General features: G+C 61.5%; 11 protein-coding genes. 6 read left to right on the top strand and 5 right to left on the bottom strand.

Annotated elements, in window-relative coordinates; all coding sequences use genetic code 11:
• Positions 1 to 18: 18 nt before the first annotated feature.
• Together KQ933_RS04005 and mgtE are read left to right on the top strand one after the other, a co-directional pair.
• Complete coding sequence (locus KQ933_RS04005) at positions 19 to 1,032, top strand: zinc-binding alcohol dehydrogenase family protein (protein ID WP_216757498.1); 1,014 nt, start codon at positions 19 to 21, stop codon at positions 1,030 to 1,032.
• A 316-nt stretch (positions 1,033 to 1,348) separates the two neighbouring features.
• Entirely contained in the window at positions 1,349 to 2,722 is a 1,374-nt protein-coding gene (gene mgtE / locus KQ933_RS04000) for a magnesium transporter (RefSeq protein WP_216757497.1), read from the top strand.
• Between the two features lie 69 nt (positions 2,723 to 2,791).
• Here the strand turns inward: mgtE and KQ933_RS03995 are convergent, their stop codons facing one another.
• Positions 2,792 to 3,265 (bottom strand): Lrp/AsnC family transcriptional regulator, encoded by a 474-nt coding sequence (locus KQ933_RS03995; RefSeq protein WP_037071926.1) that lies wholly within the window; start codon positions 3,263 to 3,265, stop codon positions 2,792 to 2,794.
• A gap of 144 nt (positions 3,266 to 3,409) precedes the next feature.
• Here KQ933_RS03995 and KQ933_RS03990 point away from each other — a divergent pair, with 144 nt between their 5' ends.
• A complete protein-coding gene (locus tag KQ933_RS03990) occupies positions 3,410 to 4,315 on the top strand; it encodes a DMT family transporter (protein WP_216757496.1) in 906 nt (301 codons plus the stop codon).
• Positions 4,316 to 4,379: 64 nt separating this feature from the next.
• Here KQ933_RS03990 and KQ933_RS03985 read toward each other — a convergent pair whose 3' ends face one another.
• Both KQ933_RS03985 and KQ933_RS03980 read right to left on the bottom strand, forming a co-directional pair.
• Positions 4,380 to 5,000 (bottom strand): L,D-transpeptidase, encoded by a 621-nt coding sequence (locus KQ933_RS03985; RefSeq protein ID WP_216757495.1) that lies wholly within the window; start codon positions 4,998 to 5,000, stop codon positions 4,380 to 4,382.
• Between the two features lie 504 nt (positions 5,001 to 5,504).
• Positions 5,505 to 7,169, bottom strand: a complete 1,665-nt coding sequence (locus KQ933_RS03980; RefSeq protein ID WP_216757494.1) for an electron transfer flavoprotein-ubiquinone oxidoreductase — start codon at positions 7,167 to 7,169, stop codon at positions 5,505 to 5,507.
• Positions 7,170 to 7,423: 254 nt separating this feature from the next.
• Between KQ933_RS03980 and KQ933_RS03975 the strand changes: the two genes are divergently transcribed.
• A complete protein-coding gene (locus tag KQ933_RS03975) occupies positions 7,424 to 8,212 on the top strand; it encodes an SDR family oxidoreductase (RefSeq protein WP_216757493.1) in 789 nt (262 codons plus the stop codon).
• Between the two features lie 12 nt (positions 8,213 to 8,224).
• On the opposite strand, the gene KQ933_RS03970 is transcribed toward KQ933_RS03975, so the two are convergent.
• Positions 8,225 to 9,103 carry a phosphotransferase family protein gene (locus KQ933_RS03970; protein WP_216757492.1) on the bottom strand — a complete coding sequence of 293 codons (879 nt, stop codon included), beginning with the start codon at positions 9,101 to 9,103 and terminating at the stop codon, positions 8,225 to 8,227.
• Between the two features lie 296 nt (positions 9,104 to 9,399).
• Here KQ933_RS03970 and KQ933_RS03965 point away from each other — a divergent pair, with 296 nt between their 5' ends.
• A complete protein-coding gene (locus tag KQ933_RS03965; RefSeq protein ID WP_216757491.1) occupies positions 9,400 to 10,707 on the top strand; it encodes an efflux RND transporter periplasmic adaptor subunit in 1,308 nt (435 codons plus the stop codon).
• Complete coding sequence (locus KQ933_RS03960) at positions 10,704 to 13,820, top strand: efflux RND transporter permease subunit (RefSeq protein WP_216757490.1); 3,117 nt, start codon at positions 10,704 to 10,706, stop codon at positions 13,818 to 13,820. The genes KQ933_RS03965 and KQ933_RS03960 overlap by 4 nt, the downstream gene beginning before the upstream one ends.
• A gap of 36 nt (positions 13,821 to 13,856) precedes the next feature.
• Here the strand turns inward: KQ933_RS03960 and blaOXA are convergent, their stop codons facing one another.
• Complete coding sequence (gene blaOXA, locus KQ933_RS03955; RefSeq protein WP_216757489.1) at positions 13,857 to 14,681, bottom strand: class D beta-lactamase; 825 nt, start codon at positions 14,679 to 14,681, stop codon at positions 13,857 to 13,859.
• Positions 14,682 to 14,742 lie beyond the last annotated feature (61 nt).

Below are 14,742 nucleotides of genomic sequence, written 5' to 3'. Positions count from 1 at the left end.
AACACAGGAGTTACCAAGATGCGCGCCATCGCCTACAAGACCCCACAGCCGATCGCGGCCGAAACCTCGCTGATCGATGTCGAACTGCCGACGCCCGAGGCCAGGGGCCACGACCTGCTGGTCGAGATCAAGGCCGTCTCCGTCAATCCAGTCGATGTGAAGGTTCGCGCTCATATGGCGCCGCCTGCCGATGAGCTGAAAGTGTTGGGCTTCGATGCTGCCGGCATCGTCAAGGCCATCGGTTCCGATGTCACCCTATTTGCGCCCGGCGACGAGGTTTTCTATTCCGGCGTCATCAATCGTCCCGGCTCGAATGCCGAATTCCAGCTGGTCGACGAGCGCATCGTCGGCCACAAGCCGAAGAGCCTCGATTTCGCTGCAGCCGCCGCCCTGCCGCTGACCTCGATCACAGCCTATGAAGCGCTGTTCGACCGCCTGCGCGTCACCGATCCCGTACCGGGTGGCGCCCCTGCCGTGCTCATCATCGGTGGTGCGGGCGGCGTCGGGTCGATCGCCATCCAGATCGCCCGGACGCTGACGGATCTGACGGTCATTGCCACGGCTTCACGCCCGGAAACGCAGGACTGGGTGAAGGCGCTCGGTGCCCATCACGTGATCGACCATTCGCAGCCGATCGCGCCGCAGGTCGCGGCGCTCGGCATCGGCGCACCGGGCTTCATCTTCTCGACCACGAATACGGACAAGCATGTTGCCGATATCGTCGAGGCGCTGGCACCGCAGGGTCGTTTCGCGTTGATCGACGATCCCAAGACCTTCGATATCGTTCCCTTCAAGCGCAAGGCTGCGTCCGTTCACTGGGAGCTGATGTTCACCCGTCCGCTTTTCGCGACACCCGACATGATCGAGCAGCACAAGATCCTCAACAGGATTTCCGAGCTGGTCGACACCGGCAAGATCCGCACAACGCTGTCGGAAACGGTCGGGACGATCAATGCGGCGAACATGAAAAAGGCGCATGCCATGGTCGAAAGCGGCAGGATGAAGGGCAAGGTGGTTCTTGCCGGATTCTGAGGTTTTCGAGGTCGAAAATCCGCCTTTTCCGGCCTTCGAAACATTGCGTAAATGATGCTGACATATAATGCCGCGCAGAGGGTGCGGCATTCTGGCGTTAAACATCTAAGCAGCTTGACTTTTTCCGCATTCGAGACCACCTAGTGCAACACGTGCGTGACATACGTCGCGCACGGATATCAACGGAGCCATCATCAAGATGCCAAGCGACAGTAGCAGTCGATTGCCTTTGCCGTACGCGGCCGTGGCGCGCTGACCTGGATGCTCCAGGCTCGCCCGTTCGGACGCTACGGCGGATCGACGGAAAGGCGAGCCAATGAATATCAATCGCTTCCCCCTGCGGGCCGGCTATGCCGCCCGTGCCTTCATGAATAACAGCCGTATCGCGACCATCGCCGAGCGCGTGGAATCGCTGAACGGGCTCGCACCGGCTGAAGCCGGCCGCATCCTTTCGCGGATGCCGCAGGACCATGCCGTCAACATTCTCGACCGTCCGGAGCTGCGCAACGCATCGGCCATACTGGCGCTGATGGACGGCACGGATTCGGCCCGCCTGCTGCACGGCATGTCGAACGACCGCGTCGCCGACGTCCTGCTGGAGCTCGGCGTCGACGACCGCGTGCGCCTGTTCTCCAGCCTGGAAGAGCCGGTCCGCATCGCCATCCAGCATCTGATGGGCTACCCGCCACGCACGGCCGGCAGCATCATGACGACGGAATTCGTCAGCGTGCCCGACGACTGGACCGTCGCCCAGACGCTGGACCATGTCCGGCAGGTCGAACGTTCGCGCGAAACCGTCTATGCCATCTATGTGCTGGACCATAATTCCGGCGCGCTGATGCATGTCGTCACCCTTCGCCGCCTCATCACCGGGGAGCCCGAAGCCTCGATCCTCTCGGTCGCGCAGAAGGGCATGCCGGTTTCGGCCAATGCGCTGATGAAGCAGGAAGATGTCGCACGGCTGATCCGCAAGCATGACCTGCTGGCGCTGCCGGTGATCGACGATCATGGCCTGATCCTCGGCATCGTCACCGTCGATGACGTCATCGACACGATGATCGCGGATACGACGGAAGCCGCCCAGAAATTCGGCGGCATGGAAGCGCTCGGCAAGCCCTATATGAAGATCGGCTTCGGCGGCATGATCCGCAAGCGGGCCGGCTGGCTCTGCGCCCTCTTCCTCGGCGAAATGCTGACGGCAAGCGCCATGCAGCATTTCGAAGGCGAGCTGGAAAAGGCTGTCGTGCTGACGCTCTTCATTCCGCTGATCATGAGCTCCGGCGGCAATTCCGGCTCGCAGGCAACCTCGCTCATCATCCGGGCGCTCGCCGTCGGCGAGTTGAAGCTGACCGACTGGTGGCGGGTGCTGCTGCGCGAACTGCCAACGGGCATCGTGCTCGGCGCCATCCTCGGGCTCGTCGGCATGATCCGGGTGATCTTTTGGCAGACGGCCGGGCTCTATGATTACGGCCCGCACTGGCAGCTGGTCGGCCTGACGGTCTTTGCCGCATTGGTCGGCATCGTCACCTTCGGCTCCATGTCCGGTTCGATGCTGCCCTTCCTGCTGCAGAAACTGCGGCTCGATCCGGCAACGGCATCGGCTCCCTTCGTCGCCACGCTGGTCGATGTCACCGGGCTCGTCATCTACTTCTCGGTGGCGCTGCTCATCCTTAGCGGGACGCTGCTGTAGTTCTTTGATCAGAGGCGGATGATTCAGGCTGGGCTGAAACCATCCGCCTCTGGTGTCCCGCAAGGCGCGTCAATTGCGCTCCGGCAGCTTCAGTGGTCCATGTGTCTTGATGCTGCGGATGGCAAAATTCGAGCGGATATCGGTGACATTCGGCAGGGTCAGCAATGTCTCCGTCAGCAGCCGTTCATAGGCCGAGAGATCTTCGACCACGACTTCGGCCAGGAAATCCGCCGTGCCTGAAATCAGGAAGCAGGATACGATCTCGGGAATGGCGAGCAGTGCTGCCTGCTGCGCCTCGGAATTCTCCTTGCTGTGACGGGCGACCTTGAACTCGACGAAGACGGTAAGCCCGAGCCCGACCTCCTTGCGGTCGATATCGGCCGTATAGCGGCGGATGACGCCGAGCTTTTCAAGATTGCGGATGCGGCGCAGGCAGGGCGACGGCGAGAGGTTCACCTTCTCGGCGATCTCGACATTGGTGGCACGCGCATCCTCCTGAAGGCACTTCAGGATGGCGATATCGAATTTATCAAGATTTGGCATATTTGCGAAATCCATCAGCATGAATTGGCAGATCATTGCGCATAGCACGATTTCTGCGCCACAGATAGCAAGGACATGCCTCGGCCTCCGGCGCTAATCTTCTTGTCAATCGGAGTGGATCCGGATGGAAGAGAGGACAGGACGATGAGCACGATCGCATTTTCAAACGAGAAATCGCCTTCACAGACACTGGGTTATGCCGCCGGCACGATCACCGTACTGATCTGGTCGACATGGTTTCTGGCAACCCGCCATAGTGCTGCAACGCCGCTCGGCTCGATCGATATCGGGCTGATCCGCTTCGGCATACCGACGCTCGCTCTCTCGCCTGTCTGGCTGCGCACGGGGCTCTTGCCAAAGGGCCTTCCGCTGCATCTTCTGGCGATCATGGTCGCCGGCTGCGGTGCGATCTTCTTCCTGGTGACGACGCTTGCCATTCACTCCACGCCGGCTGCCTCGTCGGGCATCCTGCTCGGCGGTTCAATGCCGCTCGCTACCGCACTGATCGGCATTCTCATGTTTCGTGAAAGGCCGGAGACGACCCGTATCGCCGGACTGTTGGCGATCGTCGCCGGTGTGATGATCCTGCTCGTTCGCAGCCTTGCCGATGCTTCCCTGCCCTGGACGAGTTTCGTGCTGCTGCCATCAGGTGCCGTTCTCTGGGCAAGCTATACGCATGCCTTTCGCCGCTCGGGTCTTTCGGCCATCCAGGCCAGCGCGCTAATTGCCATCTGGTCCTTCCTGATCATGGCCGTGCTAGCGCTGGTCTTCGGCATCTCGCTGCCGCAGGCACCACTTCCGGAAATCGGCCTGCAGGTGCTGAGCCAGGGCATTCTTTCCGGTCTGGTCGCGATGGTCGCCTACGGTACGGCAGTGCGCACCCTCGGCGGAACACAGGCGGCGGCCTTTACGGCGCTGACGCCGGTGCTGGCGACACTTGGTGGTGGTTTCTTCCTCGGCGAGCAAATGGGCCTTGCCGAAATCTGCGCCGCCGTCATCACCGGCATCGGCGTGGCGCTCTCGACCGGCATTGCCGCCAAGCACCGCTGAGCATCCGCCCAAAACAAAAGCCGCCGACGGCGATGCGCTGCGGTGGCTTCTTTGTGACTTTATATCAGGCTGTCGCCTGGATGACGACGACCCTGGCGCCGACTTCGACGCGGTTGTAGAGGTCGATGACGTCGTGGTTCATCATGCGGATGCAGCCGCTCGACATGGCAAGGCCGATCGATTGCGGCTGGTTGGTGCCGTGGATGCGGAAATGCGTGTCGTTGCCGCCGCGATAAAGATACAGCGCGCGGGCACCGAGCGGATTGTTCGGGCCGCCCGGCATGCCTCCGGCGAGCTTGCGATAACGCTCCTCGCGGCGCTGCATGTTTTCCGTCGGCGTCCAGCTCGGCCATTCCGCCTTGCGGCCGACATAGGCATTGCCGGCAAAGGTAAGGCCCTCGCGGCCGACGCCGATGCCGTAACGCATCGCCCTGCCGTCACCGAGGATAAAATAGGCGCGCCGCGCCGGCGTATCGATGATGATCGTTCCCGGCGCATAGCTGCCTTCATAGGCGACTTCGGTGCGGCGAAGCTCCGGCTTGATCTGATCGATCGGCACCTGCCTCAGCGGAAACCTCTCATCCGGAAGTGCCGCGTAATTCGTCTGGCTGTTCAAGGTGGTCGAAGAGCAGCCGGCAACGAAAAGAGGCAGGGCGATCAGGAAGCCCCGGCGCGAGATCGTCATGAACGTGTCCTTAGTGCGTCAAGAAGATGTCGCAAGCTAAGGAGATTATGGTTAACGAAACGGTAATTTGGACGATGAATTGGTTGCCAGGGCTTAGGAAGGCCGTCTCGCCGCCCTCTAATAGCAAAGTGTGCGCAACATTCCTTCGAAGTTCGGCTTGGACTTGCAGCTCTCCATATTCGGCCGATGCGCTGCCTGACGGCTTTGAGTCGGCGCCGATTGGGATGCTGCGGGAGATTGTGTCGAACATGCCGAACAGGCAATCGCAATTACCGGCACGAGCAAAAAAAGTCTCATCTCCTATCCTCCGAGAAAAGGCCGGTAGCCCCAAAGCAGTGGCACAGGTGCCACGCTTCCCCGTCCGTCCACCATTCGGGCGGGCCTAACAATTCCGAGACTTCACGCATGGTCGAACGGTGCTTCAGCGACCGCGAACTCTCCTGTGCGAAGGAAGGAAAGCATGGAAACCCTGTCCAATTTACGGCGACGAAGAACCACCCTGCGTCACATATTCGGATAGACCGGCCCCTCGCCGCCCTGCGGCGGCACCCAGTTGATGTTCTGGTTGGGATCCTTGATGTCGCAGGTCTTGCAGTGGACGCAGTTCTGGGCGTTGATGACGAAGGTCTCTTCGCCATCCTTTTCCACCCATTCGTAAACCCCGGCCGGACAGTAGCGCGTCGACGGGCCGGCATAGATGCCGAGCTCGGACGATTTCTGCAGCGGCATGTCCTTGACCTGCAGATGGACCGGCTGGCCCTCTTCATGATTGGTGTTCGACAGGAAGACGGAGGACAGGCGGTCGAAGGTCAGCACGCCATCGGGCTTCGGATAGACGATCGGCTTATGCTGCGAGGCGGGTTCCAGCGAGGCGGCGTCGGTCTTGCCGTGACCAAGCGTGCCGAAGAAGGAGAAGCCGAAGAGCTGGTTGGTCCACATATCGAGACCGCCGAGCGCCACGCCCAGGGCCGTGCCGAATTTCGACCAGAGCGGCTTGACGTTGCGCACCCGCTTTAGGTCCTTGCCGATATCGCTCTTGCGCCAGTCGGTTTCGATCTCGGCTACTTCGTCATTGGCGCGGCCGGCGGCGATTGCCGCCGCGATGCGGTCGGCCGCCATCATGCCCGAGAGCACGGCATTGTGGCTGCCCTTGATGCGCGGCACGTTGACGAAGCCCGCCGAACAGCCAATCAGCGCGCCACCGGGGAAGGAGAGTTTCGGCACCGACTGATACCCGCCCTCGGTGATGGCACGCGCACCATAGGAGAGGCGCTTGCCGCCCTCGAAGGTGCCGCGGATCGCCGGATGGGTCTTGAAGCGCTGGAACTCCTCGAAGGGGTAGAGATAGGGGTTCTTGTAGTTCAGGTGGACGACGAAGCCGACGGCGACGAGATTGTCTTCCAGGTGATAGAGGAAGGAACCGCCGCCTGTGCTCATGCCGAGCGGCCAGCCGAAGGAATGCTGTACGAGGCCGCGACGGTGGTTCTCGGGCTTGACCTCCCAGAGTTCCTTGATGCCGATGCCGAATTTCTGCGGCTCGCGATCCTTCTGCAGGTCGAACTTGGCGATCAGCTGCTTGGCAAGCGAGCCGCGCACGCCCTCCCCGATCAGCACATATTTGCCCATGAGCGCCATGCCGCGCGCATAGTTCGGGCCGGGCTCGCCGTTCTTCTCGATGCCCATGTCGCCGGTCGCCACGCCGATGACGGCTCCCTCGTCATTGTAGAGCACTTCGGTCGCGGCAAAGCCCGGATAGATCTCGACGCCGAGTTCTTCGGCCTTGCCCGCCAGCCAGCGACAGACATTTCCGAGCGAGACGATGTAGTTGCCGTGATTGCTCATCAGCGGCGGCATCATGATGTTCGGCAGGCGCAGCGAACCGGCCGGGCCGAGCAGCAGGAAATGATCGTCCGTCACTTCGGTCTTGAAGGGATGACCCTCCTCTTCGCGCCAGCCGGGCAGCAGGCGGTCGATGCCGATGGGATCGACGACGGCACCCGACAGGATATGGGCGCCGACTTCAGCGCCCTTCTCGAGCACGACGACCGACAGTTCCGGATTGACCTGTTTCAGGCGGATGGCGGCCGAAAGGCCGGCCGGACCGGCGCCGACGATCACGACGTCGAATTCCATGCTCTCGCGTTCCGGCAACTCAGTCATTTCGGTCATCCATTCTCTCCGCTCGGCCGTTTGACGGCCGTTCATCCCCAATCAGCTAACTCTCTTGTCAAAACCGGAAAACATTGTCGAGCCGGGAAGCGACAGCCAATCCTCCAATTCGCACAATGATGTTTCCTCCGTACAGAAGGTTATATGACGCTTACGTTAACGTCAATTAAGGGAGTACCGTGAAAGCGCTCTTTCTCCTTTTCTTCCGCATGGCTTGCGCCCTATAGAAAGGGCAACAGGAAATGGAGGAAATCATGGATCTCGGCATCGAGGGAAAACGCGCACTGGTACTGGCTTCCTCGCGCGGTCTTGGGCTCGGCATCGCCAAGGCCCTGGCACAGGAGGGCGCGAATGTTCTTCTGTGCGGACGCAGCGGCGACGAGTTGGAAGCCAATTGCAAGGCGATCAATGCGCAAGGCAAGGGCAAGGCCGACTGGGTCTGGGCCGACCTCTCCGATGACAATTTCGTCGGCACAGTCACGGCTGCCGTGCAGGAGAAATTCGGCGGGCTCGATATCCTCGTCAACAATACAGGCGGCCCGACGCCCGGCACGACCGAGGACATGACTGCTGAAAAGCTCGAGACCTATTTCTTTTCCATGGTGGCGCGCGTCATCACGCTGACCAATGCGCTGCTGCCGGGCATGAAGGCGCAGGGCTGGGGCCGCATTCTGACAGTTGCCTCGTCGGGCGTGATCGAGCCGATCGCCAATCTGGCGCTGTCGAACACGCTGCGCCCGGCGCTTGCCGGCTGGAGCAAGACGCTGGCGTCGGAAGTGGCAAGCCACGGAGTCACTACCAACCTGCTGCTGCCCGGCAGCATCCTCACAGCGCGCCTCGACGATCTCGATGGCGCCGCCGCCAAGCGGACCGGCAAGAGCATCGAGGAGATCCGCGTCGAGAAGGAAGCGCGCATTCCGGTCGGGCGCTACGGCAAGGTCGAGGAATTCGCTGCAACGGCGGCCTTCCTCTGCAGCCAGCCGGCGAGCTACATCACCGGCTCGCTGATCCGCTGCGATGGAGGTGCTGCGCGCTCCGTCTGATCGCCGGTATCATCAGGCATGGGCCGACGCAGCGGCCCATGCCGCGACGCTGTCGATCTTCGAGCCGATATAGGCGGGATCATCGGCAAGTTCGGCGAGTTCGGACAGGCGATGGAAGCCCGTCAGGATCGCGATGCGCCGGCGGTCGAGCTGGCGGCCGGTCAGCGTCTGATAGGCCGAGACGATGCGCGCCGTCAGATCGGGCGAGATGAAGTTCGAATAGATGAACTCCTGATGCAGCGGGCCGAAGCCTGAATCGGCGAAGTCATAGACGCCGTTCAGCCTGCCCTGCCCGTGATCGAAGGCCATGTTCCAGCCGTGGCCGTCGAAGAAGCCGAAGGTGATGCCGTGGGGATCGGGCGGCAGGGACTGGAAATCCGGGATAACAGTTTCTGCATAGCTGATCAGTTCGGACGGCAGCAGCGGCAGGGCCTTGTCCCTGACGGTCTCCGGCGATTGCCAGGGCAGTATCGGTCCGGCGCCAAGCGCGCGCATGCGGTCGGCATCAAGGTCATGCAGTTCGGCATAGAAACGGGCGAGATCGTCGCCAAGGCGCTGACGGGCTGCTTCCGGTAGAGCCTCGTAATCCTCCGTCATGAGATGTTCGCCGCGCAGCTTGGAATGGCTCGAAAAGACCGGGGGGCCGTCGTGAATGCGCATGTCGGGGACAGCCATCGTCAAGGATGGCCTGATGACGCCGAGGAATGCCGCTTCCCTCACCAGCGCCCTTTCGGCATGCGGATTAAGGGGAAACTTGAAGATCAGCCGGTCGTCGACGTCGACGGCCACCGAATCCCAACCCTTGGTCGCCAGCTTGAAGACGGAGCCCGTCAGTTCGGGAAAAGTGGTTGTGATGAGTGAGCGAAGTTCACCAGCATTCAACTCGGCCATGGCTGCCTGCCTCTGCGTTTTCCAGGGTCTATCCCACGCAAGATCTGCCATGCGGATCAAATAGTGTTTCGCCGGTACAGCCTGCGCTGGCAGGTCTCCGAGATCAACGACACTGCCTACCTGACTATATATTAGAATAGCTTGAATATTACAGACTGTTCATTACGAAAATTTAAGCCGCCATAACCGCTTAGTGATCGCCGCCGGGGTGAATATGTCTTTTTTGCGCCGCAATATAGGCGGCTCAATCACGGGAGAAAATCACGCAATTTTCCAAGACAAGACCGGTCTCGCCCATGAAGAAATTTTGGATCACCGTCAGTATTGCAGCCTTGGCCGCCGTTGGCGTCTGGCAGTTCGGGGACAGAATCCCCTATGCCTCTGATATCCCCTACCTGTCGCAGTTCATCAAGAAGCCTGAGGGCACCCGCAATGGCGGCCATCAGCAGGCACAAAGCGATCAGGCCCAGAGTGGTGGGCAGAGCGGTGGCCAGCAGGGTGGCGGACGGCGGCGCGGCGCGACAGGCCCGACCATGGTCAAGACCGTGGCGGCCGTAAAGGCGACGCTGCCGATGGATGTGACGGCGACCGGCTGGGCCGATGCCGAGGACAATACGACGATCGCCGCGCAGGAACAGGGCCTCGTCGTCAGCATCGAGGCTCAGGACGGTGCGACGGTCAAGGAAGGCGATCTGATCGCCAAGCTGGACGACCGGACGGCCAAAGCCGCCGTCGACAAGGACAATGCGATGATCGTGCGTGATGCGGCAACGCTCGCAGAATCCGAGACGGCGCTGACAAGGGCGCAGGACCTCTTCAACCAGAAGGCCGGCACCCAGCAGAGCCTCGATCAGGCGAGAGCCGCCCGCGATACCGCCGCCGCGACCGTCGAAGCCGACAAGGCCACGCTCGCCTCCGACCAGGTCATCCTCGAGCATACCGATATTCGTGCGCCCTTCGACGGCAGGCTTGGCGATATCGCTCTCAGCAAGGGTGCCTTCGTCAATGCCGGTGCGGCCATCGTCACCATCGCCAAATACGATCCGATCTATGTGAAGTTCCACCTGCAGGAGCGCTACCTGCGTGTGCTGAAGAAGGCGCTGGCCGCCGGCCCGGTCGAGGTCAGCACGGCGCCCGATTCCACCAAGGGGCAAGTGCGCAAAGGCGAGATCAGCTTCTACGACAATACGGTCGATACGGCATCGGGCACGATCCTCGCCAAGGCGAAGTTCGAGAACGCCTCCGGCGCTCTGTGGCCCGGCCAGTCGGTCAATATCGTCGTGCATTTCAACAATGACGAGCAGCAGGTGGTCGTGCCGACGGTTGCCGTCAGCCCTGGTCCCGACGGCTTCTTCGCCTTCGTTGCCAAAGATGGCAAATCGCACCTGACGCCGGTGACCGTCGCCCGCGCCAATGGCGGATTCACCGCCATTGCGTCCGGCATCGCGGAAGGCGACCATGTGGTTGTCGAAGGCCAGGGCCAACTCAGCGACCAGCAGGCGGTCAGCGAACAGTTCGACGACAAGACGCTCAATGTCGCCTCCGCCGAGGCGCCTCGGCAACAGCAGCAGGCCGAAACGATCGCGGTGGGGACTGAGCATTGATCCCGAATTTCTGTATCCAGCGCCCCGTCGCAACGACGCTGCTTGCGATCGGCGTCATTCTGGCCGGTCTTGCGGGCTACCGGCTCGTGCCGGTGGCGGCGCTGCCGCAGGTCGATTTTCCGACCATCAACGTTTCGGCGCAGTTGAGCGGCGCCTCGCCGCAGACCATGGCGACTTCGGTCGCGACACCGCTGATCAAGCAGTTCGAGACAATCCCCGGCATCAGCGAGATCAGCGCGTCGAGTTCGCTCGGCAACACCAGCATCGTGCTGCAATTCGACCTCAACCGCGATATCGATGCGGCCGCCGCCGACGTGCAGGCGGCCATTTCGCATGCGACACGGCAATTGCCCGATAACATGACGACACCGCCGAGCTACCGCAAGACGAACCCGGCCGACGCGCCGGTCATGCTGCTTTCGGTGCAGAGCAACACCATGCCGCGCAGCAAGCTCGACGAGATCGCCGAAGACATCATCTCGCCGTCGCTGTCGACGCTTCCGGGTGTTGCCCAGGTCAGTGTCTTCGGTGCGCAGACCTATGCCGTGCGCGTCGAGGTCGATCCCAACAAGCTTTTGACCCGCAACATCGGCATCGACACCGTCAACAAGGCGCTTGCCGCCGCCAACAGCCAGCAGCCGGTCGGCACCCTGCAGAACAATTCGCAGGCCATGACGATCACGGCGAACACGCAACGCACCAATGCCGAGCAGTTCCGCTCGCTCGTCATCGCCAATCCGAACGGCGCGCCGATCCATCTCGGCGATATTGCCGATGTCCAGGACAGCGTCGAGAACCAGTATACGGGCAGCTGGTATGACGGCCAGCGCGGCATCATCCTCGCCATCCAGCGCCAGCCGGATGCCAACACGGTCGACGTCGTCGACGCGATCAACGCCAAGCTGCCGCAGCTCCACGCCGAAATACCGCCCTCGGTCAACACGGTCGTCATGAACGATGCCGCAAAGCCGATTCGCGATGCCATCGCCGACGTGAAGTTCACTCTGCTCCTGACGATCGGCCTCGTCGTTCTCGTCATCTACCTCTTCACCGGCCATGCGACCGCAACGATCATTCCGGGGCTTGCCGTTCCGCTGTCGCTGATCTCGACCTTCGGCATGATGTATGTGCTGGGCTACAGCATCGACAACATCTCGCTGCTCGGCCTCACGCTCGCGGTGGGTCTCGTCGTCGACGACGCGATCGTCATGCTCGAAAACATCCTGCGCCATGTCGAGGAAGGGATGCCGGTGCGGGAAGCGGCGATCAAGGGTGCGGGCGAAGTCAGCTACACCATCATCTCCATGTCGGTGTCGCTGATCGCAGTCTTCATCCCGATCCTGTTGATGGGCGGTGTCGTCGGCCGGGTGTTCAACGAATTCGGCATGGTTGTTGCAATCGCCATCATCGCTTCAGCGATCGTTTCGCTGACGGTGACGCCGATGCTCGGCTCGCTCCTGTCCAGCAACCACGGCCGTCCGCCACTCCTCATCCGCATCTTCGATGCCGGTTTCGAGCGGACGCTGCGCGGTTATGACAATGCGGTCGGCTGGTGCCTTCGCCATCGCCCCTTCATTCTCGGAGTCTTCCTCGCGTCCGTCGCGCTGACCGTCTATTTCTTCATGACGCTGCCGACGAGCTTCTTCCCACAGGAAGATATCGGCCGCCTGACGATCAGCACGCAGGCGCGACAGGATATTTCCTACTCGGCGATGGAGGCCCTGCAGCAGCAGGCCGCGGCCGTCGTCAAGGCGAACCCGGCCGTCAACCATGTGATGTCGACCATCGGCGGCAACCCCAACAAGCCACAGAACAACGGCTCGATGTTCGTCGAACTGAAAGACAAGGATCAGCGTGAACCGCTTGACCAGACACTGCGCGAGCTGCGCACTGCGATCAACAAGATCCCCGGCCTGCAGGCCTTCGTAACCCCGAACCAGAGCCTGCGCTTCGGCGGCCGCCAGACCGCCAGCCAGTATCAGCTGGTCATACAGGCGCTGAACGCCGACCAGACCAACCTGTGGGCCGGCAAGATCCAGCAGGCGATGCGCGCCGACCGGCTATTCACGGACGTGACCTCGGATGCGCAGAACAATGCTCTTCAGGCCAGTATCGTCATCGATACCGAGCGGGCAGCCGCCTACGGGATCGACAATGATACGCTGCGCACGACGCTGCAGGAATCCTTCAGCGGCTTTGCGGCTGCGGAAATCCAGTCGACCGGCGACAGCTACGACGTCATCGTCGAATATGACACGAGCAAGCCATGGGATGACCAGAAACTCTCTGAGATCCGCGTCGCCTCTTCCAATGGCAGCCTGGTGCCGCTGTCGAACTTCGCGCATGTCGAGCGCACGGTCGGACCCGTCACCATCAACCAGACGGGCCAGCTCGTCTCGACCACCGTGTCCTTCAACCTGCCGGAAGGCGTATCGCTCAGCGACGCGACGGCGAGGATCGAGCAGATCAAGAAGGACCTTGACATGCCGGCCGACGTCTTCACGTCCTATGGCGGTACGGCAGAGATCTTCCAGCAATCGCAGGGCAATACGCCCTACCTGATCCTTGCGGCGGTGCTGACAATCTATGTCGTGCTCGGCGTGCTCTATGAGAGCTTCATCCACCCGCTGACTATCCTCTCCGGCCTGCCGGCCGCCGCCTTCGGTGCGCTGCTGGCGTTGAAGATCATGGGCTTTGATCTCTCGATCATCGCGCTCATCGGCCTGCTGATGCTGATCGGGATCGTCAAGAAGAACGCGATCATGATGATCGACGTGGCGGTGGAGACGATGCGAACGACGGGCGAGAAGGCAACGGCAGCGATCCACGAAGCCTGCGTGCGGCGCTTCCGCCCGATCATGATGACGACCTTCTGCGCCCTGCTCGGCGCCCTGCCGATCGCGCTCGGCACAGGTGCGAGCTCGGAACTGCGCCAGCCGCTCGGCATCGCCGTCGTCGGCGGCCTCATCGTCTCGCAGCTTCTGACACTGTTCATCACGCCTGTCATCTTCGTCGAGATGGACCGCTTCGGCAATTTCCTCCACCGCCTGCTCAGCCGCAGGGAGACGGAAGCGCACGTGGCAGAGGAGCCGCGGGCGATCGCCGCTGAGTAAGAAGACAGAAGGGCGCCTTCCGGCGCCCTTTTCATGTCAGCGACCCTCGACCAGCTTTGGGAAATCCGCGATCAGCGTATCCCGCGTCTCGAAGCTGATGGGATTGTCGGCATAGCGATGATTGGCGATGTAGAGCCTCGCGAAGATGAGCCGCCGGTCGCCCTTCGTCGCCCAGCCGACAAACCAGCCGAGCGGCCGTTCGTAATTGGTCTTGCCGGCTGCATTGCGCAGCCAGCCGGCGCCGGTCTTGCCTTGGATATCCCAGCCGTCAGTCGCCTGAAACCGTGGGACGATCGCCTCCGTCATCTGCCGCGCTCGCACCGAGATCGGCAGGCTGCCGGTGCGGAAGCGGCGGAGGAACCGTACCTGATCCTCGGCCGAGATCTTCAGTGACGACATCAGCCAGGCTTCGGTGAGGCCATCCGTATTGCCAGGCCCGCCCAAGACATCCTGATTGCCGTATCCGAAGCGCTTGACGTAATCGGCAAAGGCGCGCTTGCCAAGCTTGCGGGTCAGTTCCTGCGAGAACCAGACGATGGAATCCCGCTCCCAGATGGTCGGGTCGGTATCCTTCTGCTCACGCTTCGAACGCTTGAGCTTCGGATCGTATGGCCAGAGCGGATTGTGCTCATCGACCAAAATGCCGGAATCATAGCCCATCATGGCCAAAGGCAGTTTGAAGGTCGATTGCGGATAGAAGCCCTGATCACAATTGCCCTGACGGTAAATCGTCTCGCCGGTCTTCTCATCGATGATGACGGTGCAGCGGATCGGATCGGCGGCATCGGCCGGCGATACACCCATGGAAATTGCTGTAATACTTATAGAAAATGCCAGAAGAAGATGTCTTTCGAAAGCCACTTTCGTTCTCCATATGGTTCGACCTCGGCTTTCTAGGCCACCCTGGAAGGCCCGATCAAAC

Origin of the sequence: Rhizobium sp. WYJ-E13 (assembly GCF_018987265.1) — a bacterium.
Taxonomy (GTDB): domain Bacteria; phylum Pseudomonadota; class Alphaproteobacteria; order Rhizobiales; family Rhizobiaceae; genus Rhizobium.
Note: the sequence above shows the minus strand (reverse complement) of the source record. Positions and strands in the feature narration are given on the sequence as shown.

Coding starts and splice junctions, on each gene's coding strand:
- KQ933_RS04005 (WP_216757498.1), top strand. CDS start 19: ATGCGCGCCATCGCCTACAAGACCCCACAGCCGATCGCGGCCGAAACC.
- mgtE (WP_216757497.1), top strand. CDS start 1,349: ATGAATATCAATCGCTTCCCCCTGCGGGCCGGCTATGCCGCCCGTGCC.
- KQ933_RS03995 (WP_037071926.1), bottom strand. CDS start 3,265: ATGCCAAATCTTGATAAATTCGATATCGCCATCCTGAAGTGCCTTCAG.
- KQ933_RS03990 (WP_216757496.1), top strand. CDS start 3,410: ATGAGCACGATCGCATTTTCAAACGAGAAATCGCCTTCACAGACACTG.
- KQ933_RS03985 (WP_216757495.1), bottom strand. CDS start 5,000: ATGACGATCTCGCGCCGGGGCTTCCTGATCGCCCTGCCTCTTTTCGTT.
- KQ933_RS03980 (WP_216757494.1), bottom strand. CDS start 7,169: ATGACCGAAATGACTGAGTTGCCGGAACGCGAGAGCATGGAATTCGAC.
- KQ933_RS03975 (WP_216757493.1), top strand. CDS start 7,424: ATGGATCTCGGCATCGAGGGAAAACGCGCACTGGTACTGGCTTCCTCG.
- KQ933_RS03970 (WP_216757492.1), bottom strand. CDS start 9,103: ATGGCCGAGTTGAATGCTGGTGAACTTCGCTCACTCATCACAACCACT.
- KQ933_RS03965 (WP_216757491.1), top strand. CDS start 9,400: ATGAAGAAATTTTGGATCACCGTCAGTATTGCAGCCTTGGCCGCCGTT.